This is a genomic window from Halomonas sp. LMYGS-3, assembly GCF_059509875.1.
Genome location: NZ_JCAKFQ010000004.1, coordinates 125,796 through 151,188 on the forward strand (window position 1 = coordinate 125,796; position 25,393 = coordinate 151,188).

The 25,393-nt window shown below is 67.7% G+C and carries 24 protein-coding genes; 6 read left to right on the plus strand and 18 right to left on the minus strand.

Features of this window, described 5'->3' with window-relative positions; genetic code table 11:
* Positions 1 to 89: 89 nt before the first annotated feature.
* The gene (locus AC5W54_RS05365) at positions 90 to 980 is read left to right on the plus strand and encodes a LysR family transcriptional regulator (protein WP_495961045.1); all 891 of its coding nucleotides are present in this window, start codon (positions 90 to 92) and stop codon (positions 978 to 980) included.
* 75 nt (positions 981 to 1,055) lie between these two features.
* Here AC5W54_RS05365 and AC5W54_RS05370 read toward each other — a convergent pair whose 3' ends face one another.
* The 6 genes from AC5W54_RS05370 to AC5W54_RS05395 form a co-directional block, all read right to left on the minus strand.
* Positions 1,056 to 2,039, minus strand: a complete 984-nt coding sequence (locus AC5W54_RS05370) for a branched-chain amino acid ABC transporter permease (protein WP_495961046.1) — start codon at positions 2,037 to 2,039, stop codon at positions 1,056 to 1,058.
* A gap of 4 nt (positions 2,040 to 2,043) precedes the next feature.
* Positions 2,044 to 2,931: a branched-chain amino acid ABC transporter permease gene (locus AC5W54_RS05375; RefSeq protein WP_495961047.1), complete on the minus strand. Its 888-nt coding sequence runs from the start codon at positions 2,929 to 2,931 to the stop codon at positions 2,044 to 2,046.
* A 52-nt stretch (positions 2,932 to 2,983) separates the two neighbouring features.
* Positions 2,984 to 4,207, minus strand: coding sequence for an ABC transporter substrate-binding protein (locus AC5W54_RS05380; RefSeq protein WP_495961048.1), 1,224 nt, complete (start codon positions 4,205 to 4,207; stop codon positions 2,984 to 2,986).
* Positions 4,208 to 4,315: 108 nt separating this feature from the next.
* Positions 4,316 to 5,068 (minus strand): ABC transporter ATP-binding protein, encoded by a 753-nt coding sequence (locus AC5W54_RS05385; RefSeq protein ID WP_495961049.1) that lies wholly within the window; start codon positions 5,066 to 5,068, stop codon positions 4,316 to 4,318.
* Positions 5,065 to 5,838 carry an ABC transporter ATP-binding protein gene (locus tag AC5W54_RS05390; protein ID WP_495961050.1) on the minus strand — a complete coding sequence of 258 codons (774 nt, stop codon included), beginning with the start codon at positions 5,836 to 5,838 and terminating at the stop codon, positions 5,065 to 5,067. The genes AC5W54_RS05385 and AC5W54_RS05390 overlap by 4 nt, the downstream gene beginning before the upstream one ends.
* 320 nt (positions 5,839 to 6,158) lie before the next feature.
* Entirely contained in the window at positions 6,159 to 7,538 is a 1,380-nt protein-coding gene (locus tag AC5W54_RS05395; protein ID WP_495961051.1) for an L-serine ammonia-lyase, read from the minus strand.
* 192 nt (positions 7,539 to 7,730) lie between these two features.
* Between AC5W54_RS05395 and AC5W54_RS05400 the strand changes: the two genes are divergently transcribed.
* Both AC5W54_RS05400 and AC5W54_RS05405 read left to right on the plus strand, forming a co-directional pair.
* Complete coding sequence (locus tag AC5W54_RS05400) at positions 7,731 to 8,657, plus strand: LysR substrate-binding domain-containing protein (protein WP_495961052.1); 927 nt, start codon at positions 7,731 to 7,733, stop codon at positions 8,655 to 8,657.
* Between the two features lie 79 nt (positions 8,658 to 8,736).
* On the plus strand, positions 8,737 to 9,393 hold the full coding sequence (locus AC5W54_RS05405) for a hypothetical protein (protein WP_495961053.1): 657 nt from the start codon (positions 8,737 to 8,739) through the stop codon (positions 9,391 to 9,393).
* Positions 9,394 to 9,464: 71 nt separating this feature from the next.
* On the opposite strand, the gene rpoD is transcribed toward AC5W54_RS05405, so the two are convergent.
* The 3 genes from rpoD to rpsU form a co-directional block, all read right to left on the minus strand.
* Positions 9,465 to 11,321: an RNA polymerase sigma factor RpoD gene (gene rpoD, locus AC5W54_RS05410; protein ID WP_495961054.1), complete on the minus strand. Its 1,857-nt coding sequence runs from the start codon at positions 11,319 to 11,321 to the stop codon at positions 9,465 to 9,467.
* A 301-nt stretch (positions 11,322 to 11,622) separates the two neighbouring features.
* Positions 11,623 to 13,449 carry a DNA primase gene (gene dnaG / locus AC5W54_RS05415; protein WP_495961055.1) on the minus strand — a complete coding sequence of 609 codons (1,827 nt, stop codon included), beginning with the start codon at positions 13,447 to 13,449 and terminating at the stop codon, positions 11,623 to 11,625.
* 129 nt (positions 13,450 to 13,578) lie between these two features.
* On the minus strand, positions 13,579 to 13,794 hold the full coding sequence (rpsU, locus tag AC5W54_RS05420; RefSeq protein WP_086622362.1) for a 30S ribosomal protein S21: 216 nt from the start codon (positions 13,792 to 13,794) through the stop codon (positions 13,579 to 13,581).
* Positions 13,795 to 14,101: 307 nt separating this feature from the next.
* Between rpsU and tsaD the strand changes: the two genes are divergently transcribed.
* Positions 14,102 to 15,139: a tRNA (adenosine(37)-N6)-threonylcarbamoyltransferase complex transferase subunit TsaD gene (tsaD, locus tag AC5W54_RS05425; protein ID WP_495961056.1), complete on the plus strand. Its 1,038-nt coding sequence runs from the start codon at positions 14,102 to 14,104 to the stop codon at positions 15,137 to 15,139.
* 246 nt (positions 15,140 to 15,385) lie between these two features.
* Here the strand turns inward: tsaD and plsY are convergent, their stop codons facing one another.
* Complete coding sequence (plsY, locus tag AC5W54_RS05430; RefSeq protein ID WP_495961057.1) at positions 15,386 to 15,973, minus strand: glycerol-3-phosphate 1-O-acyltransferase PlsY; 588 nt, start codon at positions 15,971 to 15,973, stop codon at positions 15,386 to 15,388.
* Positions 15,974 to 16,129: 156 nt separating this feature from the next.
* Between plsY and folB the strand changes: the two genes are divergently transcribed.
* The gene (gene folB / locus AC5W54_RS05435) at positions 16,130 to 16,498 is read left to right on the plus strand and encodes a dihydroneopterin aldolase (protein WP_495961058.1); all 369 of its coding nucleotides are present in this window, start codon (positions 16,130 to 16,132) and stop codon (positions 16,496 to 16,498) included.
* Complete coding sequence (gene folK / locus AC5W54_RS05440) at positions 16,495 to 17,013, plus strand: 2-amino-4-hydroxy-6-hydroxymethyldihydropteridine diphosphokinase (protein WP_495961059.1); 519 nt, start codon at positions 16,495 to 16,497, stop codon at positions 17,011 to 17,013. Before folB ends, folK begins: the two co-directional genes overlap by 4 nt.
* 33 nt (positions 17,014 to 17,046) lie before the next feature.
* On the opposite strand, the gene AC5W54_RS05445 is transcribed toward folK, so the two are convergent.
* The 8 genes from AC5W54_RS05445 to AC5W54_RS05480 form a co-directional block, all read right to left on the minus strand.
* Positions 17,047 to 18,186 carry a tRNA nucleotidyltransferase/poly(A) polymerase-related protein gene (locus AC5W54_RS05445; protein WP_495961060.1) on the minus strand — a complete coding sequence of 380 codons (1,140 nt, stop codon included), beginning with the start codon at positions 18,184 to 18,186 and terminating at the stop codon, positions 17,047 to 17,049.
* A 3-nt stretch (positions 18,187 to 18,189) separates the two neighbouring features.
* A complete protein-coding gene (gene glpE / locus AC5W54_RS05450) occupies positions 18,190 to 18,519 on the minus strand; it encodes a thiosulfate sulfurtransferase GlpE (protein ID WP_495961061.1) in 330 nt (109 codons plus the stop codon).
* A 33-nt stretch (positions 18,520 to 18,552) separates the two neighbouring features.
* Positions 18,553 to 19,389, minus strand: a complete 837-nt coding sequence (locus AC5W54_RS05455; RefSeq protein ID WP_495961062.1) for a symmetrical bis(5'-nucleosyl)-tetraphosphatase — start codon at positions 19,387 to 19,389, stop codon at positions 18,553 to 18,555.
* A 28-nt stretch (positions 19,390 to 19,417) separates the two neighbouring features.
* Positions 19,418 to 19,816 carry a Co2+/Mg2+ efflux facilitator ApaG/CorD gene (gene apaG, locus AC5W54_RS05460; RefSeq protein ID WP_495961063.1) on the minus strand — a complete coding sequence of 133 codons (399 nt, stop codon included), beginning with the start codon at positions 19,814 to 19,816 and terminating at the stop codon, positions 19,418 to 19,420.
* Entirely contained in the window at positions 19,813 to 20,628 is an 816-nt protein-coding gene (rsmA, locus tag AC5W54_RS05465; protein WP_495961064.1) for a 16S rRNA (adenine(1518)-N(6)/adenine(1519)-N(6))-dimethyltransferase RsmA, read from the minus strand. The genes apaG and rsmA overlap by 4 nt, the downstream gene beginning before the upstream one ends.
* A gap of 156 nt (positions 20,629 to 20,784) precedes the next feature.
* Entirely contained in the window at positions 20,785 to 21,843 is a 1,059-nt protein-coding gene (gene pdxA, locus AC5W54_RS05470) for a 4-hydroxythreonine-4-phosphate dehydrogenase PdxA (RefSeq protein WP_495961065.1), read from the minus strand.
* Positions 21,843 to 22,844: a peptidylprolyl isomerase gene (locus tag AC5W54_RS05475; protein ID WP_495961066.1), complete on the minus strand. Its 1,002-nt coding sequence runs from the start codon at positions 22,842 to 22,844 to the stop codon at positions 21,843 to 21,845. Before AC5W54_RS05475 ends, pdxA begins: the two co-directional genes overlap by 1 nt.
* A 44-nt stretch (positions 22,845 to 22,888) precedes the next feature.
* Positions 22,889 to 25,321: an LPS-assembly protein LptD gene (locus tag AC5W54_RS05480; protein ID WP_495961067.1), complete on the minus strand. Its 2,433-nt coding sequence runs from the start codon at positions 25,319 to 25,321 to the stop codon at positions 22,889 to 22,891.
* Between the last annotated feature and the right edge of the window lie 72 nt (positions 25,322 to 25,393).

Sequence of the window (25,393 nt, forward strand, 5' to 3'; positions counted from 1 at the left end):
TCTAGGTAACGCGGCACCCTGAGATAAACTGCACCAACTACACTACATTATTGCCAATGAGCAATAATCCACTCGCCCTCGGAGTACCGATGCAACGCTGGGATCGAATCGAAGCCTTCGTGGAAGTGGTGCGCCTCGGTACCTTCGCCGCGGCGGCGAACCACCTCAAGGTCTCCAACTCCCATGTCAGCCGGCTGGTCAGCCAGTTGGAGAATCAACTGGGCACCACCCTGCTCTACCGCACCACCCGCCAGATCCGCCTGACCGATGCCGGCGCCCTCTATTACGAGCACTGCCACCACCTGTTCGACGGCTTCCGCGAGGCCGAGGCGGCCATCAACGATCTCCAGGCCCGCCCGCGCGGGGTGCTCAAGCTGACCTCGGCCACCACCTTCGGCGAGCGGTTCATCGCGCCGCTGATCAATGACTTTCTCTGCCAGCACCCGCAGCTCGAGGTGCGCATGCACTTCACCAACCGGCAGGTGGATATCATCGACGAGGGCTACGACATCGCCATTCGCATGGGCACGCTCAAGGACTCGACGCTGATCGCCCGGCGAATCTGCGAGCGACGCGAGTACGTGGTGGGTTCCCCCGACTACTTCACCCGGATCTCACAGCCCCACTCACTCGCCGAGCTGGCCCACCACCGCTGCCTGGTCGGCTCCCGGGACCACTGGCGCTTCGACGTCGACGGGGTGCGTCGCGAGGTCCGGGTGGAAGGGGCCTGGGAAGCCAACTCCGGCCCGGCCCTGCTGGATGCCGCCCTCAAGGGGTTGGGGCTCGCCCAACTGCCCGACTACTACGTCGAGGAGCATCTGGAAAGCGGTGCCCTGGTGGCGGTACTCGATACCTACCGTCACAGCGACACCGCGGTGTGGGCGGTCTACCCGCGCCATCGCCACCGGTCGCCCAAGGTGCGCCAGTTCATCGACTACCTGGTCGAACATATCGCCGAGACGTTGCCGGCACCGCGCTGACCGCCCTGGTGGCCGCCCTTCCCGACCGCCACAAGGAGGGCGCCCCGTGGGCGCCCGATAGGCCATGCGCGGGGCTCACTTGAAGTTCTTGCGCACGCTCTTGGCGATCTCGCCGACGATGCCGCTGCGGAAGCTGAGCACGCAGATCACGAAGATGACCCCAAGAATGACGCTGACCCAGTTGCCCAGCGGCGACTGCGCCAGCAGGTGCTGCAGGCTGACCACCAGGCCCGCCCCCACCACCGGGCCGAACAAGGTGCCCACGCCACCCAGCAGGGTCATCAGGATCACCTCGCCGGACATGTGCCAGTGGGCATCGGTGAGCGAGGCGAGCTGGAAGACCACGGTCTTGGTGGAGCCGGCCAGGCCGGCCAGGCCGGCCGAGATGACGAAGGCTACCAGCTTGTAGGCGTCGACGTTGTAGCCCAGCGAGACCGCGCGGGGCTCGTTCTCGCGGATCGCCTTGAGCACCTGGCCGAACGGTGAGTGCACGGTACGCTGGACCAGCGCGAAGCCGAGCAGAAACACGGCGAAGACGAAGTAGTACATGCTGATGTTGTCGCGCAGGCTGATGACGCCGAACAGCGCACCCCGCGGCACGCCATGCAGGCCATCCTCGCCACCGGTGAAGGGCGACTGGACGAAGACGAAGAACATCAGCTGCGCCAGCGCCAGGGTCACCATGGCGAAGTAGATCCCCTGGCGGCGGATCGCCAGGGCCCCGAACAGCACACCGAGCACCACGGCGGCCAGGGTACCCACCAGGATGCCCATCTCCGGCGTCAGCCCCGGGTAGCTCGACAGCAGGAAGCCGGTGACATAGCCCCCGGTGGCGAGGAAGGCCGCATGGCCGAAGGAGAGCAGGCCGGCATAGCCGAGCAGCAGGTTGAAGGCGCAGGCGAACAGCGCGAAGCACAACACCTTCATCAGGAACACCGGATAGGCGACGAAGGGCGCCGCCAGGCCGATGGCGATCAGGGCCAGGTAGAGCATGCTGCGGCGTAGGCGCGCGTTGCGACTGCGCTGCATGGCGGGGGTCAGGGTCTGGGTCGCGGACATGACGTCATGCCTCCTTGCCGAAGAGTCCCGCGGGACGCAGCATCAGAACCAGGATCATCACCAGGAAGATCACGGTATTGGCAGCCTCGGGGTAGTACACCTTGGTGAGGCCCTCGATCAGGCCCATGGCCAGGCCGGTAAGGATGGCGCCGAGGATCGAGCCCATGCCGCCGATCACCACCACCGCGAAGACCACGATCAGCAGGCTCGAGCCCATGGTCGGCGACACCGGGTAGAGCGGCGCGGCCAACACCCCGGCGAAAGCGGCCAGCGCCACGCCGAAACCGTAGGTCAGGGTCACCAGCAGCGGTACGTTGACGCCGAAGGCCTGCATCAGCGCCGGGTTCTCGGTGCCGGCACGCAGGTAGGCGCCGAGACGCGTGCGCTCGATGACGAACCAGGTCCCCAGGCAGACCACCAGTGCCGCCACCAGCACCCAGGCACGGTAGGTGGGCAGGAACATGAAGCCCAGCTGGAAACCGCCCTGCAGGGCGGAAGGAATCGGGTAGCTGGCCCCGGAAACCCCGAAGAAATTGACCAGCGTGCCCTCGAAGATCAGCGCCAGGCCGAAGGTCAGCAGCAGCCCGTAGAGGTGGTCGAGGTGGGCGATGCGGCGCAGCAGCAGCCGTTCGACCACCATTCCCAGGCCACCGATCACCAGCGGCACCAGCAGCAGGGCCGCCCAGTAGTTGATCCCCAGGTAGCGAAAGCCCAGCAGGGCGGCGAAGGCCCCCAGCATGTACTGGGCGCCGTGGGCGAAGTTGACGATCTTCAGCAGGCCGAAGATCACCGCCAGCCCCAGGCTCAGCAGGGCGTAGAAGGCACCGTTGATCAGGCCCAGCAGCAGCTGGCCCATGAATACCGCCAACGGCACCCCGAATATCATCGTCATCTCATGGACCTCCCGTCAGAGGGGCGGCGGCCACAGCCGCCGCCGGTTCCGCTCAGTTGTTGACCAGCTTGCACTGGCTCTCGGCGAGCGGCCGGTAGGCCTCTTCGGCGGGGATGGTGGCGAGGATCTCGTACACGTCCCACTCACCGGAGGACTCGGCGGGCGACTTCACCTGTGCCAGGTACATGTCGTGGACCATGCGGCCATCCTCGCGGATGCGGCCATTACGGGAGAAGAAGTCATTGACCGGGGTCTCTGCCATCTTCGCCTTGACCGTCATGGGGTCGTCGGTACCGACCTCTTCCATCGCCTTCAGGTAATGCATGGTGCTGGAGTAGATGCCGGCCTGGACCATGGTCGGCATGCGCTCGGTACGCTCGTAGTAGCGCTCGGCCCACTCGCGCGCCTGGTCGTCCATGTCCCAGTACCAGCCGGTGGTCAGCAGCAGGCCCTGGGTGGCCTCGAGGCCCATGGCATGGATATCGTTGAGGAAGATCAGCAGCCCGGCGAGCTGCTGGCCTGACTGGGTCAGGCCGAACTGGCTGGCGGTGGTGATGGCGTTGACGGTGTCGGCACCGGCGTTGGCCAGGCCGACGATCTTGGCGCCGGATCCCTGGGCCTGGAGGATATAGGAGGAGAAGTCACTGGTCGGGAACGGATGGCGGATCTTGCCGGTGATGGTACCGCCGTTGTCGGTGACCACCTTCTCCACATCGCCCTCCAGGGCATGACCGAAGGCATAGTCGGCGGTAAGCAGGAACCAGCTGTCGCCACCCTGCTCGACGACCGCCTTGGCAGTGCCATTGGCCAGCGGGTAGGTGTCATAGACCCAGTGGATATGATTCGGCGTGCAGTGCTCGTTGGTGATGCTCGAGGCCGCGGAGCCCGACACGATGCCCAGGCCGTCGTTCTCCTCGAGCACCTTGGTCACGGCGATGGTCACCGACGAGGCCACCAGGCCGGCGACCAGGTCCACGTTGCGCTGGTCGACCCACTCGCGCACGGTGTTGGCGCCGACGTCGGCGCTGTTGCGGTCGTCGGCGCTGAATATCTCGATCGGCGCGCCGTTGACGCTACCGCCGAAATCCTCCACCGCCATGCGCAGGGCTTCCAGGCCGCCCGGACCGGCCAGGTCACGATAGGTGCCGGACATGTCGGCCAGGTAGCCGATACGCACCTCGCCATCGCTGATCTCGGCCTGAGCGGTGGTCGCCACCATGGCGGTGGCGGCGGCGATGGCGATGCTGCTGGCGAGGGTCTTCCTGATAAGGGTCATCTTGGTCTCCACTGCCCCGACGCGGGGCCGTTTGTTGTTGTTGCCGAATGATGCTGCTGTTGCCAACTGTTGCTGTCGGAAGTCGATGATGGGAAACGAACCGGGGATTCAGACCCCCAGCAGGGTGTGCAGGTGGTCACGCCGCGAAGGAAGCTCGGCCGCCGGGATCTCCTCGACGATGCGCCCGTGCTCCATCACGAAGTGGCGATCGGCCAGCGGCGCGGCGAAGCGGAAGTTCTGCTCCACCAGCACGATGGTCATGCCGCGTTCCTTGAGCTTGACCAACACCTCGCCGAGCGCCTGGACGATCACCGGGGCCAGGCCCTCGGTGATCTCGTCGAGCAGCAGCAGCCGCGCCCCGGTGCGCAGGATGCGCGCCATGGCCAGCATCTGCTGCTCGCCGCCCGAGAGCCGGGTGCCCTGGCTGCGCCGGCGCTCGTAGAGGTTGGGGAACATCGCGTAGATCTCGTCGATCGACATGCCACCGGAGCGCACCGTGGGCGGCAGCAGCAGGTTCTCCTCGACGTCGAGGCTGGCGAAGATGCCGCGCTCCTCGGGGCAGTAGCCGACGCCCAGCCGCGGAATGCGATGCGGCGGCATGGAGAGGGTCTCGTTGCCGTTGATCATGATCGAGCCGGTGCGCCGACCGACCATGTTCATGATCGCCTTGAGGGTGGTACTGCGCCCGGCGCCGTTGCGCCCCAGCAACGTGACCAGCTCGCCGCGCTTCACGTCGAAGTCGACGCCGTGCAGGATGTGCGACTCGCCGTAGAAGGCGTGCAGGTCGCTGACCCGCAACAGCTCCGCCCCGTCATGGTCCTGGTATCGATAGGAATCGATCCGTTCGGCTACCTGGTTCATGCGCTGGCCTCCTCTTCCTCGGCTTCGCTGCCCATATAGGCCTCCTTGACGCGCGGGTCGGCGGAGACCGTGGCGTAGTCGCCCTCGGCCAGCACCGCGCCGCGGGCCAGCACGGTGATGCGATCGCACAGCCGGCTGACCACGCTGAGGTTGTGCTCCACCATCAGCACGGTGCGGCCACGGGCCACCCGGCGGATCAGCTCGACGATGCGGTCGACGTCCTCGGCGCCCATGCCCTGGGTCGGCTCGTCGAGCAGCATCAGGGTCGGCTCCAGGGCCAGGGTGGTGGCCACCTCCAGCGCCCGCTTGCGGCCGTAGGGCATCTCCACGGTGAGCACGTCGGCGTACTCGCGCAGCCCCACCTCGTCGAGCAGTTCCATGGCCCGGTCGTTGAGGTGGTCGAGGGTGCGTTCGGACTTCCAGAAGTGGAAGGAGGTGCCCATGGGCCGCTGCAGGGCCACCCGCACGTTCTCCATGGCGGTCATGTGGGCGAACACCGCGGAGATCTGGAAGGAGCGCACCAGGCCCAGGCGGGCGATCTCGTTGGCCTTCAGGCCGGTGATCGGCTTGCCGCGGTAGAGGATCTCGCCGCGAGTCGGCGGCAGGAACTTGGTGAGCAGATTGAAGACGGTGGTCTTGCCGGCGCCGTTGGGGCCGATCAAGGCGTGGATATGCCCGTCCCGGACCTGCAGGTTGACGTCGTCCACGGCAGTGAAGCCGCGGAACTGCTTGGTCAACCCGCGAGTCTCCAGTATGAACTCCTGGGTCATGTGTCGTCCTCTCTGGACCGCCGCTGGCGATCCGCCGTTGATGCGTTTGTCGTTGTTGTCGCCGTTGTCGTTGTTATGGCCTGGCCGGCATCGGGGTCCGCGGTCACTCTCGACGATCGACCCCGGAGAACTCTCTAACCTTTACGTTAACGTAAGCTAGAGAAGTCGGAACCGCTCGGCAATAGCCGATTGGGCGAACTCGACCAATGGCGTAGAGACAAGCCACATCAATAGCTTGCAAACAAAAACGCGGCGCCCCACCTGGGGCGCCGCGCCTGATCGAAGTAGCCGCTTGTTCTACAAGGCTTGTGGAGGCCGGTTCAGCACTCGATGGCGTTGACCGCGAGGCCGCCGCGGGAGGTTTCCTTGTACTTCTCCTGCATGTCGGCCCCGGTGTCGCGCATGGTGCGAATCACCTTGTCGAGCGAGATGAAGTGCTCGCCGTCACCGCGCAGGGCCATCTGGGCGGCATTGATCGCCTTGACCGAGGCAATGGCGTTGCGCTCGATACAGGGCACCTGCACCAGTCCGCCCACCGGATCGCAGGTCAGGCCCAGGTTGTGCTCCAGGCCGATCTCGGCGGCGTTCTCCACCTGGCCCACGCTGCCTCCCATCACCTCGGCGAGTCCCGCCGCCGCCATGGCGCAGGCCGAGCCCACCTCGCCCTGACACCCCACCTCGGCACCGGAGATGGAGGCGTTCTTCTTGCACAGGATGCCCACGGCCCCGGCGGCGAGCAGGAAATCGACCACGTCGCGCTCGTTCGCACCAGACTGGAACTTCATGTAATAGTGCAGCACCGCGGGGATGATGCCGGCCGCGCCGTTGGTGGGCGCCGTGACCATGCGTCCGCCGGCGGCATTCTCCTCGTTGACCGCCAGGGCGAAGACGTTGACCCAGTCCATGGCGGAGAAGGTCGAGGCGATCAGGCTGCCGTCGTCCTCCATGGCCAGCAGACGGCGATGCAGGGCCGCGGCGCGGCGGCGCACGTTGAGTCCGCCAGGCAGGATGCCCTCGTTGTGCAGGCCGGTCTCCACACAGGCCTGCATCGCCTGCCAGATATCCCACAGTCCACCCCGGACCTCGGCCTCGCTGCGCCACGCCTTCTCGTTCTCCAGCATCAGCTCGCTGATGCGCAGGTCATGCATGCGACACAGCGCCATCAGCTCGGCGGCGGAGTTGAAATCGTAGGGCAAGGGGGTCGAGTCGCTGTCCAGCTCGCCGGAGCTGGCCTGGGCCTCGTCGACCACGAAGCCGCCACCCACCGAGTAGTAGGTGTTGCGATGCAACTCGTCACTGTGGCCATGGGCGATCAGGCGCATGGCATTGGGATGGTGCGGCAGGCTCTCGTCGTGCAGCTGCATGTCCCGGGACCAGTTGAAGGGAATCGCCAGGCGACCGTCCAGCAGCAGACTACCGGATTCGAGCAGCTCCTCGATACAGGGGGCGATGATCGCCGGGTCGATGCGATCGGGACGCTCGCCCATCAGTCCCATGATCACCGCCCGGTCGGTGCCGTGGCCGATGCCGGTGGCCGAGAGCGAGCCGAAGAGTTGCACCTCGAGGCGCGCCACCCGCTCCAGCAGGTCCCGCGCACGCAACTCCTCGACGAAGTCGTGAGCCGCCCGCATGGGCCCCACGGTATGGGAGCTGGACGGGCCCACGCCGATCTTGAACAGGTCGAACACACTGATGGACATCTCGCTTGCTCCAGGGCGACATCGGCCGTCGCCATCATGACAACTTTTCCACGACACATGAGCTTGGCTAAATCATCTCGCTGACGCACCGTGCATGACAAGGCGCCTCGATAAGGCGTATCGCTATGTTCATCGCACTCGCAAACCAGCACAATCGATAATATCTTGTCTTGAATTTAGCAGAGCTGAACCATGAGCCGTCATCTCAATGCCCAGACCCACGCCTGGCTGAAGGTGTTCGCGATCAGTGCCCGCCACCTCTCCTTCACCCGGGCCGCCGAGGAGCTGCACGTGACCACCGGCGCGGTGAGCCAGCAGATCAAGCAGCTGGAGGAGCGCCTGGGCTTCAAGCTGTTCCGGCGCCGCCCGCGCCAGCTGGAGCTCACCGAGGAGGGCAAGCGGCTGGCGGCGGTGGTCGACCAGGCCTACCAGGCGGTGGGCCTCGAGGTGAAGCGGCTGCGCTCCGGGGTGATGAGCGGCATCATCCGCCTGCGCTCGATCCCCTCCTTCCTCGCCAGGTGGCTGATGCCGCGCCTGCCGCGGCTGCAGGCACGCTTTCCCGACATCGAGCTGCACGTGATCGCCGAGGACAGCAACATCTCGCTGCGTGAGGGCGACTTCGACCTGGCCCTCGACCTCAACGACGGCCACTATCCCGGCTTTTCGATTACGCCGCTGATGGGGGAGCGGATCTTTCCGGTCTGCTCCCCTGCCCTGTTGCGTGGTCGCCCGCCGCTGCGTCGCCCCGAGGACCTGGCCTGGTACCCGCTGCTGCACGACGTCACCGCCTGGCGCGGCAGCCACGACTATGCCGAGTGGGAGCACTACCTCCAGGCCATCGAGGCGACCCATGTCAACGTCCGCCGTGGCTATACCTTCAATCGCAACCAGCTGATCATGGAGGCAGCCACCGCCGGCATGGGCGTGGCCATCGCCCGCCAGACCCTGATCAGCGGCGAACTCGGTAGCGGCACCCTGATCGCCCCCTTCCCGCAGCGGGTGGCCACCGGCATGAACTACGGCATCGTGCACGCCCAGGGCGCCCTGGACGACCGCCGGGTGCTGGCGGTGCACGACTGGATCGTCGAGGAAGCGAGGCGAACCGCCACGCCGGACTGAACCAGCCATAGGCAGCGCATGGCGATGGCGATACAATGCCATACACCACTGCATGTCATTATCACCGCGGAACTTCCTGATGCCCCACGAGATGCCTCCCGGCCAGGGCTGGCCGATCGGCTTCGCTGCTACCTGCGTGCGCGCCACCCTCTACATCCTGCTGATCGCCGCCCTGGCCCAAGGGGCCTATATCGAGGCACTCCACTTCCATGGCGTGCGCTTCTCGGAACGCGGCTTCACCGAGCTGGCCCAGAGCGCGCTGCTGGCGATCGCCTCGGCACTGCTGCTCTATACCCGCCAGGTGCTGAGGGTACTGCCCACCCTGACGCTGCTGATGTTCGCCTTCGTCTTCAGTTCGCTGATCCGCGAGCAGGATTACTGGCTGGACGCCTATGTCGCCGAGCACACCTGGAAGGTCCTGGTGACGCTGGTGATCGTGCCGATCCTCTTCCGGGTGATCCGCCAGCGCCGGCACTTTCTCGTCGAATTCACCGCCTATTCCAACAGCTTCTCCTTCGGGCTGTTCGCCGCCGGGGTACTGACCACCTATGTCTTCTCGCGGCTCTACGGACGCAGCGCCTTCTGGGAAGCGGTGCTCGAAGAGCACTACGCGCGCACCTTCAAGGACGCCGCCGAGGAGGTGGTCGAGTTGTTCGGCTACGCGCTGATCCTGATCGCGGTAGTCGAGCTGGCGCTGCTCGCCCGGCGCTGGCACCTGGCGCGTCGGGCCGGCTAGTCCTGTCGTGCCGCCCCAACGACGACGCCCGCGGCCATGGCCGCGGGCGTCGTCGTTCTGGAGCGAGGGGCTTATTCGTCGAGGAAGGAGCGCAGGGGCTCCGAACGACTGGGGTGGCGCAGCTTGCGCAGTGCCTTGGCCTCGATCTGACGGATCCGCTCGCGGGTGACATCGAACTGCTTGCCGACCTCCTCGAGGGTGTGATCGGTGTTCATGTCGATGCCGAAGCGCATGCGCAGCACCTTGGCCTCGCGGGCCGTGAGGCCGCCGAGCACGTTGCGGGTGGCCTCGATCAGCCCCTCGCCCGTGGCCGAGTCGATGGGCAGCAGAATGCTGCCGTCCTCGATGAAGTCGCCCAGGTGCGAGTCGTCGTCGTCCCCGATGGGGGTCTCCATGGAGATCGGCTCCTTGGCGATCTTGAGCACCTTGCGTACCTTGTCCTCGGGCATCTCGAGACGCTCGCCGAGCTCCTCCGGCGTCGGCTCGCGCCCCATCTCCTGCAACATCTGTCGCGAGACGCGGTTGAGCTTGTTGATGGTCTCGATCATGTGCACCGGGATACGGATGGTGCGCGCCTGGTCGGCGATCGAGCGGGTGATCGCCTGACGGATCCACCAGGTGGCGTAGGTCGAGAACTTGTAGCCACGCCGGTACTCGAACTTGTCCACCGCCTTCATCAGGCCGATGTTGCCCTCCTGAATCAGGTCCAGGAACTGCAGGCCACGATTGGTGTACTTCTTGGCGATGGAGATCACCAGGCGCAGGTTGGCCTCGACCATCTCCTTCTTGGCCCGGCGCGCCTTGGCCTCGCCGATGGAGAGACGACGGTTGACCTCCTTGATCTCGGTCACCGGCAGCTGGACCATCTCCTCCTCGAAGGCGATCTTGCGCTGGGCACGCTGGATATCGCCGCGCAGCGGCTCGAGACGGTCGGCATACTTCGGGTTCGCCGCGGCGAAATCGTCCAGCCACTCCGGACGGGACTCGCTGCCGGGGAAGGCCTTGATGAAGGTCTTGCGCGGCACCTTGGCCTTCTTGACGCAGAGTTGCATCACGGCCTTTTCCTGGGTCCGCACCTGCTCGACGCTGATACGGACCTGGTTGACCAGCCGCTCGAAGTGCTTGGGCACCAGCTTGATCGGCGAGAACAGCTCGGCCAGGCGCGCCTGCTCGGCGAGCGCCTCGGGGGAACGGCGCCCGTGCTTCTCGATGGCGGCCAGCACCAGGGCGTTCTGCTCGCGGATCTGCTCGAAGCGCGCCCGCGCCTCTTCGGGGTCCGGCCCCCCCTCGTTGGTGCTGGAGTCGTCGTCCTCGTCGTCCTCGTCGCCGTCACTGTCCTCGTCGGCATCGAGCTCGTCGCTGACCTCGGGCTCGGGAATCTCGGCCTCGGCCACGCCGGGGATGCCTTCATCGGGATCGATGAAACCGGAGAAGAGGTCGGACAGCCGCCCGGGCGCCTCCTCGTCCTGGGTAGCGTCGTAGGCCTTGAGGATGGATTCCACCGCGCCGGGCAGGTAGGCCAGCGCCGACATCACCTCGCGCGTGCCCTCCTCGATACGCTTGGCGATCTCGATCTCGCCCTCGCGAGTCAGCAACTCCACGGTTCCCATCTCGCGCATGTACATGCGCACCGGGTCGGTGGTACGGCCAACATCGCTTTCCACCGCTGCCAGCGCCGCCACGGCTTCCTCGGCAGCCGACTCGTCGGCGGAGTGATCGGACATCATCAAGGTATCCTCGTCGGGAGCCTCCTCGACGACGCTGATACCCATGTCGTTGATCATGCCGATAATGTCTTCCACCTGATCCGGGTCGGCGATATCCTCGGGTAGATGGTCGTTGACCTCGGCATAGGTCAGGTAACCCTGTTCCTTGCCGCGCGCGATCAACTCCTTCAGACGTGACTGCTGCTGCGCATTTCCAGCCATAGAAACCCTATCTCGACGAAGAAGAATGAAGCACCTGAAGCACTGAGGTGGAGAAAACTCAACAAGCCGAACAGTATAGCGGTAGAAAGCACCTTTCTGCCAGTTCAATCTATTTGCGCGGTCATTCAGGTGTGTTAGGTTGTCAGGTTACGCCGGCGTCCGGGACCTCTCCCCTTAGATGGTGATGGTAGGAGAGAATTCAACCCCGGCGCCAAGGTTCCACAAGCCGAGGCCCCGGATCTCAGCCGTGCAGTTCGGTGAGCAGCGCCATCAACCGCTGCCGCTCCTCCCGCGACAGCCGCTAGTCGGCCTGAGCCAGCAGCTGCATCAACCGCTGCCGCTCTTCGTCCGTCAGACGCTCCCCCTGCCGCTGCCTCTCCAGCAGCGCATCAATTTCCTGCTGGTGAGTCGGTTTCAGCTTGTGGCGCCGAAAGTACTGGACCCAGTTATCCAGTTCCTCGGCACGAAAAGCCTTGGGAACCAATGGCTCGCGCCTGGCCAGCACGGCCAGCCGCTCGCCCTCCGGGGTGCCATGGAAGTGCGCCAGCAATACCTGGGCGCTGCGGTAGCGGCCCGCCCGCAGCAGCCGGATCACGTCCCGACACAGCACACCATCGCCATCCTCCGCCGGGCACCAGTCATCACCTTCGGGCACCCGCTCGATCAGGGACGGCTCGTGCACCAGCAGCTGCAGCATTCGCGCCACCAGGCTCAGCGACCCGCCGCCAGCCCCGCGCCGGCTCGCCCCCCTCGGGGGCGGCGCCTCGTCTCCCGGCACACCGGCCTCGCTACCCCCTTCGCTCGCCTCGACAGACGACGGGGCGGCACGCGCCATCAGACTCTCGAAGCTCGACTGGTCGACGCCGGCACGCCGCGAGAGTTCACTGAGCATCAGCGATTTCAGCACGCCCTCCGGCAGCCTGCCGAGCGCCGCCAGCACCTGGCTGGCATAGCGCTCGCGATCCTCGACCCGCGCCAGGTCGCGCCCCGCGGCCGCTTGGTCGAAGAGAAACTCCGACAAAGGGCTCGCACAGGTGATCCGGTCGTTGAAGGCCTCCGCCCCCTCGCGGCGCACCAGGGTATCCGGATCCTCGCCTTCGGGCAGGAACAGGAAGCGTGCCTGACGCCCGTCGATCATCAGCGGCAGCACGGTCTCCAGCGCCCGGGTCGCCGCCTGGCGACCGGCCCGGTCGCCGTCGAAGCAGAACACCACCTCGCCCACCAGCCGGAACAGCCGGGAGAGATGCTCCTCGCTGGTCGAGGTGCCCAGCGTCGCCACGGCATTGCGGATGCCGAACTGCGCCAGGGCCACCACGTCCATGTAGCCCTCGACGATCACCAGGCGCTCGAGCCGCGACTCGGCCTGGCGCGCCTCGTACAGGCCGTAGAGCTCGCGCCCCTTGTGAAACACCGGCGTCTCGGGCGAATTCAGATACTTGGGCCGGGCATCACCCAGCACCCGCCCGCCGAAGGCGATGGTTCGCCCCTTGATGTCACGGATCGGGAACATCACCCGGTCGCGAAAGCGATCGTAGGTGCGCCCGCTCTCCTCCCGGCGCACCAGCAGGCCGTACTCCACCTGCACCGCCTCGGGAATCCCTCGCTTCCCCAGGTGGCGCTTGAGCGCCTCCCAGTCGCCGGGGGCATAGCCGATGCCGAAGGCCTGCTGCACCTCGGGTGACAGGCCACGGCGCGCCAGGTAGTCCCGGGCGGCGCCGGCTTCCGGCATCTTCAACCGCTCGCGGAAGAAGGATGCCGAGAGCTCGAGCAGGTTGACCCCCTCCTGGCGCTTGCGCTCCCGCGCCTGGGCCCGGGGATCGTCCGCGCCCTCCCGAGGGACCTCCATGCCGAGGCGGGAGGCGAGCTGCTCGACGGCCTCGGGAAAGCGCAGCTTGTCGTACTCCATCAGGAAGCGCAGGGCGTTGCCGTGGGCGCCGCAGCCGAAGCAGTGGTAGAACTGCTTGTCAGCGCTGACGGTGAACGACGGCGTCTTCTCCTGATGGAAGGGACAGAGCCCGGAGTAGTTGCGCCCGGCCTTCTTCAGCTGCACGCGCTCGCCGACCACCTCGACCACGTCGACGCGAGCGAGCAGGTCATCGATGAAACGCTGCGGAATCTGACCGGCCATCCTGGTGAACCACCTCGAGCGGAGCGGCAACGAACACGGCGGAAAAAACAAGCGGCCACCGAATGGCGGCCGCTTGGCGTCCCTCCTGAGACGGCCCGCGCAGCGCGCTACGGCCGACTCCAGTACGGATCAATAGAGCCGTTCGAAACGCTTGCGCTCGCGCTGAAGCTTCTTGGCGTGGCGCTTGACGGCAGCCGCCGCCTTGCGCTTGCGCTCTGCGGTCGGCTTCTCGTAGTTCTCGCGGCGACGAACCTCGGAGAGAACACCGGCTTTTTCACAGGAACGCTTGAAGCGACGCAGCGCGACGTCAAACGGCTCGTTATCACGTACTTTGACAGAAGGCATTAAGCACTCACCTACCTTAGAAAACTTGAGTTCGGTTAGTACGCACACCCCTGCGGGTGGCTCCTGCCGCAAACGCCATGTCCGAACCTTCGCGCGCCCCCACCCCACCTCGAGGCGGAACGGCACTAGCAGGCTCGGCGGGAGCGTCACGGAAAATCACCACCTGGGTGCACGACCCAGTCTTGCAGCGCACAATAGTTTAGTCCCGACGCCCCGGCTTTGCAAATCGTTTCCGCCCCGACCCTGCCGTCTCTCGGCCAAAGCGCGTAGAATACGGGCCTTCCCTGCACACCCGAGTCATCACACCATGCGCGTACTGGGCATCGAGACTTCCTGCGACGAGACCGGCGTCGCCATCTTCGACAGTGAGCGCGGCCTGATGGCCGACGCGCTCTACAGCCAGGTCGCCATGCACGCCGACTATGGCGGCGTGGTGCCCGAACTCGCCTCCCGCGACCATACCCGCCGGCTGCTGCCGCTGATCCAGCAGGTGCTCGACGAGGCCGACCTGGGCCGCCGCGATCTCGACGCCATCGCCTATACCGCCGGTCCCGGGCTGGTGGGCGCACTGATGGTGGGGGCCAGCACCGCCCACGGCATGGCCCGGGCACTGGGCATCCCGGTGCTCGGCGTCCACCACATGGAGGGCCACCTCCTGGCGCCGATGCTCGAGGACGCCCCGCCGGCCTTCCCCTTCATCGCCCTGCTGGTCTCCGGCGGCCACACCCAGCTGGTGGAGGTGCGGGGACTGGGGCGCTACCGGCTGCTCGGTGAGTCGGTGGACGATGCGGCCGGCGAGGCCTTCGACAAGGCCGCCAAGATGCTCGGCCTGGACTACCCCGGTGGTCCCCATGTGGCTCGCCTCGCCGAAACGGGCGACCCGCAGCGCTTCCGTTTTCCGCGGCCGATGACCGACCGGCCGGGCCTGGACTTCAGCTTCTCGGGGCTCAAGACCCACACCCTGACGGCGATTCGCGAGCTGGAGGCGGCCGAGGCACTTGACGCACCGGCCCGGGCCGACGTAGCCCGCGCCTTCGAGGAGGCGGTGGTCGACACCCTGGTGATCAAGTGCCGACGGGCGCTCGATGCGACCGGTCTCAAGCGGCTGGTGGTGGCCGGCGGGGTGAGCGCCAATGTGCGGCTCCGCCAGCGACTGGAGCGCGAATGCGCCAAGCGCGGCGCCCGCGCCTACTACCCCCGCGGGCGCTTCTGCACCGACAACGGGGCGATGATCGCCTATGTGGGGGCGCAACGCCTGCTGGCCGGCGAGCACGACGAGATCGGCATCATGAAGGCCGTGCCACGCTGGCCGATGGACACCCTGGAAGCACCGAGCCAAGACTGAGCCGGCGGCAGGCAGGGTAACGAGACGCGCGATCCCGGAAACGAAACCCTGCCACTTCGCGTGCCGCTGGCACGTCGGGGCACAACATAATCCCTCACGAGTGCCCCTCACGAGTGCCCCTCGATCGACATCCCTGTCGATTGACGTGCGCAGCAGCGCTCGTTGCCAGCGTTCCCGGGCATATATCGCTTCGCTTCGTTATCCTGCCTCTCCGCGATGCTTCGCTTTATTGCCCGGCACTCAAGGCTACAGCCCCGGCTCGTCACCCCGGCTCAGCCGGCGGATATTGAGCACATGGCGCGCCAGCACCAGCAGGGTGAAGGCGATCACCACCCCGGCATAGTCCGGCGCCAGCCAGAGGCTGGCCAGCGGCGCCAGGGCGGCACTGGCCAGGGAAGCGATGGCGGCGGTGCGCACCCGCCAGGCTAGCAGCGACCAGCACGCCGCGCAGACCAGCGCCACCCAGGGGGTCAACACCAGCATCACGCCGAAGGCACTGGCGACCGCCTTGCCGCCACGGAAGCGATGCCAGGCTGGATAGCTGTGGCCCAGCAGCACGCCGAGGCCGACCAGGCCCTGGGCCCAGGGCGGCATCCCCAGGGCCATGGCCAGCCACAGCACCGGCATGCCCTTGACCGCATCCACCAGCAGGGTCGCCAGGGCCAGGCGCCGACCATAGAGGCGCAGTACATTGGAGAAGCCGGGGTTGCAGGAGCCGGCCAGGCGCGGGTCACGCACCCCGGCGAGCCGGCACACGGTCAGGGCGCCGAGCCAGGTGCCACTGAGATAACCCAGCGCCACCAGCGGAAGTAGGAATTCGGGGTGCACCGCCACGGGCCGACCTCTGGTGATTGTCTGACGACGGATTCTGCCAGCCACGGACGCGACAGGACAGCGGAACGTCGCCCTCGCGGTGTCGTCCCGCGACCGGCTCGCGTACAATCGCCGCCACAACCGTCTCTACCACCCCCCAGCCCGGAAGCCCCATCCATGGATCTTGTGCTGATCGAGTCGCTCGGCGTGGACACCGTGATCGGGGTCTACGACTGGGAACGCACCATCACCCAGCGCCTGGTGCTCGACCTGGAACTCGCCACCGACATCCGCCCCGCTGCGGCGGACGACGATATCGCCCTGACGCTGGACTACGCCACCATCAGCGCGCGCATCGCGGCCTTCGCCGGAGAGCACGACTTCGCCCTGGTGGAGACCTTCGCCGAGCGGCTCGCGGCCACCCTGCGCGCGGAATTCGCCATCGCCTGGCTGCGCCTGACCGTGCGCAAGCCCGGGGCCGTACCTGCCGCGGCGGCGGTGGGCGTGCGCATCGAGCGCGGCACCCCGCCGGAGGAGACCCGATGACCGCCGTCAGCGTCAGCATCGGCAGCAACATCGACCGCGATCGCCATGTAGGCGCCTGCCTGGATGCGCTGGCGGCCACCTTCGGCGAACTGGCCATCTCGCGGGTCTTCGAGAGCGAACCGGTGGGCTTCGAGGACGGCCGCAATTTCTACAACCTGGTGGCGGTATTCGACAGCGACTGGCCGGTGGGCGAGCTGCAGGCCTGGTGCAAGCGGCTGGAGTTCGCCAACGGGCGACGCAAGGACAGCCCCAAGTTCAGCCCCCGCACCCTGGACATCGATTTGCTCACGGTGGGTGACCGCACCGGCGTCCACGACGGCGTCGAGCTGCCGCGCGACGAGATCCTGCACCACGCCTTCGTGCTGCTGCCGTTGGCCGAACTGCTGCCGACAGCATGCCATCCGCTCACCGGCCGGACCTACCGCGCCCACTGGGCGGCCTTCGAGGCCGGCGAGCAGCGCCTCTGGCCGGTGGAGTTCGTCTGGGCCGGCCGCACGATCTCCCGGGCCGACTAGTCCCCGAACCGTCGATGGCGGCGACCTCCGTCTTCACAGGGCGGCGTCGATCGCCTCGCGACGGCGCCGGGCCAGCTCCTCGCCGAGCGCACGCCCCCGGAACCCCTCCTCCATCAGCGCCCTCGGCAGGATCTGTGCCGCCAGCCGCCAGGCCAGTGCCAGGTCCTCGGCCAGCTCGGGGGCATCCAGGCTGACCAGGCTGATCAGCGGGGCGACACGCTCGCTGCGTCGCCAGGCATCGATGCCATCGAGCCAGGCCAGCACCCTCGCGCCGTCCGGTGCCTCTCGCCCGGCCGCCAGCCTGAGCTCCCGGGTCAGGGCGGCCTGACGCGCCAGAGCGGCATGGGCCCTGGGCAGGCGCAGCCGCTCGGCCAGAGCCGTCCGAGCCGCTTCTCCCAGGTGCTCCACCAGCCGTGCCCAGCGCCAGCGGATCTCCTGCTCGGCCTCGATGTCCTCGGGCAGCCGGTGCAGGCGTCCCAGCGCCTCGTCCAGGGCCTCACGATCGGCCACCAGTTCCGGTAACAACTGGGCCAGGGCACCACACTCGTCCAGGGCCTGGAAATAGACCTCCGGCCAGGGCTCACCGAGGGCCTTCTCGGTCTCGGCCCAGACCCGCTCGGCCACCAGATGGGCCAGCTCGCCGCTATCCACCAGTTCGGCCATCAGCGCCCGCGTCTCGTCGGCGATGACGAAGTCGAGCCCGGCATAGCGGGCCAGGAAGCGCGCGGTACGCAGCACCCGCAACGGATCCTCGAGGAAGGCCGGCGACACATGGCGCAACCGACGCGCCTCCAGGTCGGCCAGCCCGCCGTGGGGATCGATCAGCTCACCCTCCAGCGTCTCGGCCATGGCGTTGATGGTCAGGTCGCGCCGCGCGAGGTCCTCCTCCAGGGTCACCTCGGGGCTCGCGTGCACCACGAAACCGGTGTAGCCGTGGCCGGACTTGCGCTCGGTGCGGGCCAGGGCGTACTCCTCGTGGGTATCGGGATGCAGGAAGACCGGGAAGTCGCGACCCACCGGCTTGAAGCCCCGGCGAGTCATCGCCTCCGGGGTGGCGCCGACCACCACCCAGTCGTTGTCGTAGACCGGCCAGCCGAGCCGTGCATCGCGCACTGCACCGCCGACCCGATAGACCTCGAGCCCCTGCAGGTGCGGGTCCCGCGCCCCGACCATGGCTCAGCGCTCCACCCGCTCGGGATGCCGCCGTTGCCAGTCGGTGAAGCCCCCATCGAGGCTGTAGACCTCGATGAAGCCCTGACCGGCCAGCCAGGAGGCCGCCTGCTGGCTAGAGTGCCCGTGGTAGCAGATCACCACCATCGGCCGTTCCCTGGGGGTCTCATCGAGCAGGGCCGGCACCCCGTCGTTGTCCAGGTGGCGGCTACCGGGAATATGGCCCTCGGCAAAGCTCACGGGGTCGCGGATATCGACCAGGGTGAGCGACGTGTTACCGGCGAGCCACGCCTCCAGGGTCGGAATGTCCAGATGACGAAAGGTGGGCACGTTCATGGCAGCTCCGGGACATCGGTCGGAAAATGGGAATCAGGGGCGGCCCCGGCGACTCGGCACGCTGACGCGCTCACCGTTCGCCAGGTTCAGGGCCGTCAGGCGGCCGCCCCAGACGCAGCCGGTGTCCAGCGCCTCGGCACGGACCCGACTGCCGGGTACTCGCCCCTGCAGGGCGGCCCAGTGGCCGAACAGCAGCCAGGGGTCATCGGCACGCGGATACTGGAACCAGGGGGCGAAGCCGGGAGGGGCACTATCGAGCCCCTCCTTGGCGGTGAAATCGAGCCGCCCGTCGACATCGATGAAGCGCATACGGGTGAAGGTGTTGACGATCACCCGCAGCCGGTCGTGGCCTTCGAGATCGTCGCGCCAACGGGCCGGCCGGTTGCCGTACATCCGCGCGAGGAAGGCCCCGGCGTGCTCGCCGGCCAGCGTCGCCGCCAGTTCCCCGGCCAGATCGGCGGCTCGGGCCACCGACCACTGGGGCGGCACCCCGGCATGGGTCATCACCGCCTCGCCCCCCCGACCATGGGGCGCGGCATCGCGAATCAACAGGGGGCGCGACTGCAGCCAGTCGAGCAGGCGCTCGCGATCCGGGGCGGCGAGGATGTCCGAGAGGGTATCGCTGCGCTTCTCGCTCTCGTCCCCGCGGGCCACCGCGAGCAGGTGCAGGTCGTGGTTGCCGAGCACCGTAGTGGCCGCCTCGCCCAGCGCCATCACCTCGCGCAGGCAGGCCAGCGACGCGGGCCCGCGGTTGACCAGGTCACCGACGAGCCACAGCCGATCGCGGCGCGGGTCGAAGTCGAGCCGCTCGAGCAGCTCGACGAACTCGACATGACAGCCCTGCAGATCGCCAATGGCGTAGGTGGTCATCTCCGCTCCTTGCGACGCGTGGGGTGACTCAGTGCACCTGGTTGGGACCGGCCAGCCGGAAGGGCGCAATGGCCACTTCGAAGGGGCGCTGGCTGGCGGTATCGACACAGGTGTAGGCCCCTTCCATCACCCCCACCGGCCCATCGAGGATCGCTCGACTGGTGTAGCGAAAGGTCTGGCCCGGGCCGATCATCGGCTGCTGCCCCACCACCCCCTTGCCGCGCACTTCCTGCACCTTGCCACTGCCTTGGGTGATCTTCCAGTAGCGGGCGAGCAGTTGCACGCTGCGCCGGGAGTGATTGTGCACCGTGACGGTGTAGCTGAAGACGAAGCGCTGCTCGTCGGGAGCCGACTCCTCCACGCGGAAGGCCGGCTCCACGTCGACGCATACGGCATTGCCGAGCTCTTCGGGGGGCGTCAGTGTCATGGGACCACTCCTTCGGCGGTGACCAGGTGATTGGCGATGCGCACGAACTCGCCCACCGCCAGGGTCTGGGGACGACGGCCGGGGTCGATCCCCAGCCCCTCGAGGGCCGCCGCCTCGATGCGGCCCTTGAGGTTGTTGCGCAGGGTCTTGCGCCGCTGGCCGAAGGCCTCGCGCACCAGGGTGAACAGCAGCGCCTCGTCGTGCGCCCGGTGTGGCAGTTCGGCATGGGGAGACAGGCGCACGATGGCGGAATCGACCTTGGGCCGCGGCACGAACGCCTCCGGTGGCACCACGAACAGCGCGTCGACCCGGCAGTGGTACTGGGCCATCACCGAGAGCCGGCCCCAGTCGGCGCCGCCCGGCTCGGCCGCCAGGCGGTCGACCACCTCCTTCTGCAGCATGAAGTGCATGTCGGCGACCGCGTCGCCGGCCTGGAGCAGATGCATGATCAGCGGGGTGGAGATGTTGTAGGGCAGGTTGCCTACCACCCGCAGCGGCTCTCCCTCGCCCCGCAGCGCCCGGAAATCGAACTTCAGGGCATCGCCCTCGTGGATCACGAAGCCGGGGTAGTTGAAGAACTGCACCCGCAGCCCGGGGACCAGGTCGCGGTCGAGCTCGATCACCTCGAGGCGCCCATCAGCCGCCTCGAGCAGCGGCTCGGTCAGTGCGCCCTGGCCGGGGCCGATCTCCACCAGGCGGTCGCCGGGCCGCGGCCCGATGGCACGCACGATGCGCGAGACGATGCCCGGGTCGCGCAGGAAGTTCTGGCCGAAACGCTTGCGGGCCCGGTGAACCGGGGGGCGGGATGCCATTCAGGGTTGTCCTTCTATCGCTGTGGTCTGCTTCTGGATGTCATACGGTGCTGATCCGGAGACAGACCTGTGCGGAGGCGCTGTGAACCCTTCCATGGGCGCTACCGACGCCATCCCTGGCGTAGGACCTCCGCTTCGGTCTGTCTCCGGCGCTCCTCACCTGGGTGCTACTTCAGTGCCGCGCCGGGCCATGTCGGCGGCCAGGGCCACGGCCACGCGCAGGCTGCCGGGGTCGGCGCTGCCACGGCCGGCCAGTTCCAGCGCCGTGCCGTGATCCACCGAGGTGCGCACCAGCGGCAGGCCCAGGGTGATGTTGGCGGCGCGGCCGAAGCCGGCGTACTTGAGCACCGGCAGCCCCTGGTCATGGTACATGGCCAGCACCGCATCGACGCCCTCGAGGTGGCGCGGCGTGAACAGGGTATCGGCGGGGAGCGGCCCGTCAAGGGCCAGGCCCTCGGCGCGCAGTGCTTCGAGTGCCGGGATGATGACGTCCAGTTCCTCGCGCCCCAGGTGACCGCCCTCCCCGGCGTGGGGGTTGAGCCCGCACACGGCGATACGCGGTGCCTCGATGCCGAACCAGCGCCGCAGGTCGGCATCGAGGATCCGCAGGATCCGCGTCAGGCGCGACCCGGTGATGGCGTCGCTCACCTCGCGCAGCGGCAGGTGAGTGGTGGCGAGCGCCACCCGCAACGCGGCACCGCCCCGCCAGCCGGGCCGGCCGGCGTGCAGGGCGCGGTCAGTGGCCAGCAGCATCACCACCTCGTCGACACCGCAGGCGTCGCGCAGGTATTCGGTGTGGCCGCGAAAGTCGGCATGACCGGCCTCGATGATCACGCCCTTGTGCAGGGGGGCGGTGACCATCCCGGCGGCATGGCCCTCCCGGCAGGCGCGAACCGCCACGTCCAGGGTCTCGAGCACGTAGGCGGCATTGGCCACCTCGAGTGCGCCGGGCCGCGACGGCGCGCGCAGCGCCACCGGCCACACCGGCAGCACGCCGGGGCGAGGCAGGGGCAACGGCTCGCCCGGCGTGCACTCGACGAGTTCGACCTCGCGGCCGATCAGGGCGGCACGTTCGGCCAGCAGGGCGGCATCGCCCACCGCCACGATGCCGGCGGCCGGCATCTCCCCGGCCGCCAGCATCAGCGCGAGTTCCGGCCCGATGCCGGCGGGCTCGCCAGTGGTGAGGGCCAGCACGGGCCCCGCCGCACCAGGCATCAACGGTCGGCGAGCCGATTGTCGATGAAGGCCTGGGAGCGGATCTCCTGCAGCCATACCTCCAGCTCCTCGTTGGCCTTGCGCTGGAACAGCGCCTGGCGGATCTGGTCACGACGCGCCTCGCCGCTGACGTCCTGCTGGCGGCGCTCCCCCACCTGAATCAAGTGGTAGCCGAACTGGGAACGTACCGGCGGCGAGATCTCGCCGATCTCGAGGCGCTCCAGGGCCTCCTCGAAGGCCGGCACGGTCTGACCGGGGCGCACCCAGCCAAGCTCGCCACCGTTGATGGCGCTACCGCGATCGCTGCTGAACTCCTGGGCGAGGGCGGCGAAGCTCTCGCCGCCCTCGATGCGATCGCGGAGCCGTTCGGCCAGCTGGCGAGCCTGGTCGTCGTCGCGATCCGGGGTGATATCGATCAGGATATGGCGGGCACGATGCTCCTTGATCACCGCCTGGCCGTGGCCACCACCCTGCTGCTCGAGGAAGCGCTCGACCTCGCGGTCACTGACGTTGACCCGGCTGGCGACCTGTCGCTGCTGCAGTTCGCGCAGCAGCATCTCGCGTCGCACCTCCTCACGTACCGCTGCCAGGGTCAGGCCGTCGGCCTCCAGGGCATCGGCGAACTGCTCCAGGGTCATGCCGTTGCTCTCGGCGATGGCACGCACCTGGCGGTTGAGTTCGGTGTCGTCGATGGCGAGCCCCGCATTGCGGGCCATCTGCAGCTGGATCTCCTCGGTGATCATGCGCTCGAGCACCTGTTCGCGCAGGACACGTTCGGGCGGCGCCTCGATGCCTCGACCGGCGAGCTGGCTGCGGGTCTGGGCGACCCGCTCGGACAGCTCACTCTCCATGATCGCCCCCTGGTTGACCACCGCCACGATGCGGTCCAGCGCCTCCCGCTCCATCGCCTGGAAGTTCTGGGCCTGGGCCACCAGGGGCAGCATGGCCCCCAGGCACAGGGCCAGACCGACACCCAGAATGGCGGTACGTCGACTGCGCATAGCGTTCTTTCCTCTCATCGATTCTCTCATTGGCGGCCTCCGGGTCAGAAGGCGGTGGAGCGATAGCCCGGAATGGCCTCCTCGAAATAACTGTCGGCTTCACGGCCCACGCCACCCAGGCCCTTGAACACGAAGCGCAGGAAGATTCCCCGATCGGTGAAGTCATCCTCGACACGGGCGGTATCGTTGTCGTCGATCCACTCGCGCCAGACCAGTTGCACACCGTAGCAGCAGTCGTTCCACTGCACACCCGCGAGCTGCTCAAGGGCCCGGCTGTTGGTCTGGTCGTAGAGGAAGCGACCGATCATGTCGACCCGGGGGCTCGCCTTCCAGGCGACCGACAGGTCGTACTCCTCACGGTTGTAGTCGCGGAAGTCATCCTCACCCGGCAATGCCGAGGGATCGAAGCCTTGGAGTTCCCAGCGGTAGCCAAGGTTCACCACGTGACCGGCGCGGGATCGATACTGCAGATCCGTGGAGGCTCGCTCGGTACGCTCCTGACGATCGTCATAGAGCCACTCCCAGCGGGAGCGCCACTGGTCGGTGATCCGCCAGTCGAGCCGGGTCACCAGCGGTGAGCGGTCGCGGGTGGCGTTGTAGAAGCGCTCGGCGTCCGACTCCGGGGGCAAGGTGTCCGGGTCGCCGTTCATGTCGATGGTGCGGTCGTCGAAATAGACCGCTTGCCCCATCCCCAGCGAGAGGCGCTCGCGACCACGCTCGTCTTCCAGCAGCCGCGACTCGACGCCCAGCGAGAGCCGGTTGAGGTCACCCACCCGGTCGGGGCCCGAGAAGCGGTGTGGCGACCAGAGCTGGTTCCAGGAGAAGGCCCGCTCCCGGGTGTCGAACTCGGGAAATTCGCGCTGATCCCGGGCCGGCACATAGGCGTAGTTGAACCGCGGCTCGAGGGTCTGACGATAGGCGCGCCCGCCGAGCTCCAGCTCGCGCTCGAAGACCAGCCCACCGTCGAGGGAGCTCACCGGCACGTTGCGGGTCAACGAGGTGTCGCGCTCGGTCTGGCGCTCGCCGTAGTCCAGGTCGTAGGCGGTGGCGAGCCATTCGACCCGGGGCTCGAGGTGCCCCCAGCTCTCATCGAAGCGCCAGCCCGTCGCCGGCGAGAGGTGCAGCCGAGAGCCGACGGCGGACTCGCGCAGTGGCACCCGGTTCTCGTCCACGTCCCGCCAGAAGTAGGTGGCGTTGGAGCGCCACTGCTGATAGAAGCCGCCCCCCTGGGACCAGCGGGCGTTGGCGGTCAGGCTGGGCAGCCTGTAGAAGGGCTTGTCGCGATCGCGCAGCGGGTCGTCGAGTTTCTGGTAGCCCTGGGCCCGGGCATCGAGCTGCCAGACGTCGCCACGATAGTCGAGCTGCGCCAGCCGTGGCATGTTCGAGGTACCGCGCTCGCCGAAGTCACTGCCGAAGTCGTCGAAGTAGCGCCCGTCGCTGGCCGCCCCGTAGCGCAATCGGTAGCGGGTGCGGGCATCGAAGCGTCCGGCGTGCCGGTAGTCGACGTACCAGCGATCCTCCCCCTCGTAGCGCCGCGAGGCGGCATCGGGGTCGTCACTGGAGCCGCCGCCGTCGCTGTCGAGGAAGGCCCCCTCGATCTGGCCGGCGTCCGTGGGAAAGAGGTAACGATACTCGCCTCCCAGCAGCAGCCCCCGGTCGGTGATCCAGCGCGGGGTGATGGTGGCATCGAAGTTGGGGGCGATGTTCCAGTAGAACGGCTGGGCATAGTCCAGGGCATCGCTGGAGAGCCCGAGCGCCGGCCACAGGAAGCCGGTGTGGCGGCGGTCGTCGATGGGGAAGCGTACCCAGGGCCAGTAGAAGACCGGTACCCGTCCCACTTCCATGCGGGCATGGCGGGCGGTGCCGAAGCCGCTCTCGCGGTCGAGCACGACGTCGTTGCCGATCAGCCGCCACAGGTCGCTGCCCGGGTCGCACGTGGTGAAGCTCGCCTCCGAGAGGCGATAGCGGCCGTCGTCGAGGCGCTCCAGGCGTACGGCGTCGCCGCGCAGGTGGCGGTCGTGCACCACGTAGTGGGCGGTGTCGATGCTCGCCGCGTCACTGGTCAGGGAAAACTCGGCGGCCTGCCCCCGCACCAGCAGGTTCTGGTCACGCAGTGCCAGCGGACCCTCGGCGAAGGCGCTCTCCCGCGAGCCCGGCACCCGCACTCGCGGCGCCTCGAGCTGGGCGGTGTCCCGTCGCAGGATCACCTCACCGCCGAGGATGGTTTCGCCGTCCGCGCCGTAGTGGGCGCTGTCCGACTCACTGCTGACCCGGCCACCCTCGGGAGGCGGCAGCCGGTAGTCGGGCATCACGTAGGTCCCGCGGCACAAGGCGTCCGCGGGGCGATCGTCGCCCCAGGGTTGCCAATCCAGCGACTCGGCCGGCAGCGGCTCGGGAGGCGCCGCCGAGAGCGGCCCGACAAACAGGCCGGAAGTCGCCAGACCGGCCAGGGCCGTCCATGTGAGTCGCTTGCCCATGTTCCTCGATGTCCTTGGCGGGATGAACCGGTATTATACAGGCCGCACGGAGCCTGTCCCGTCGACGCCCGG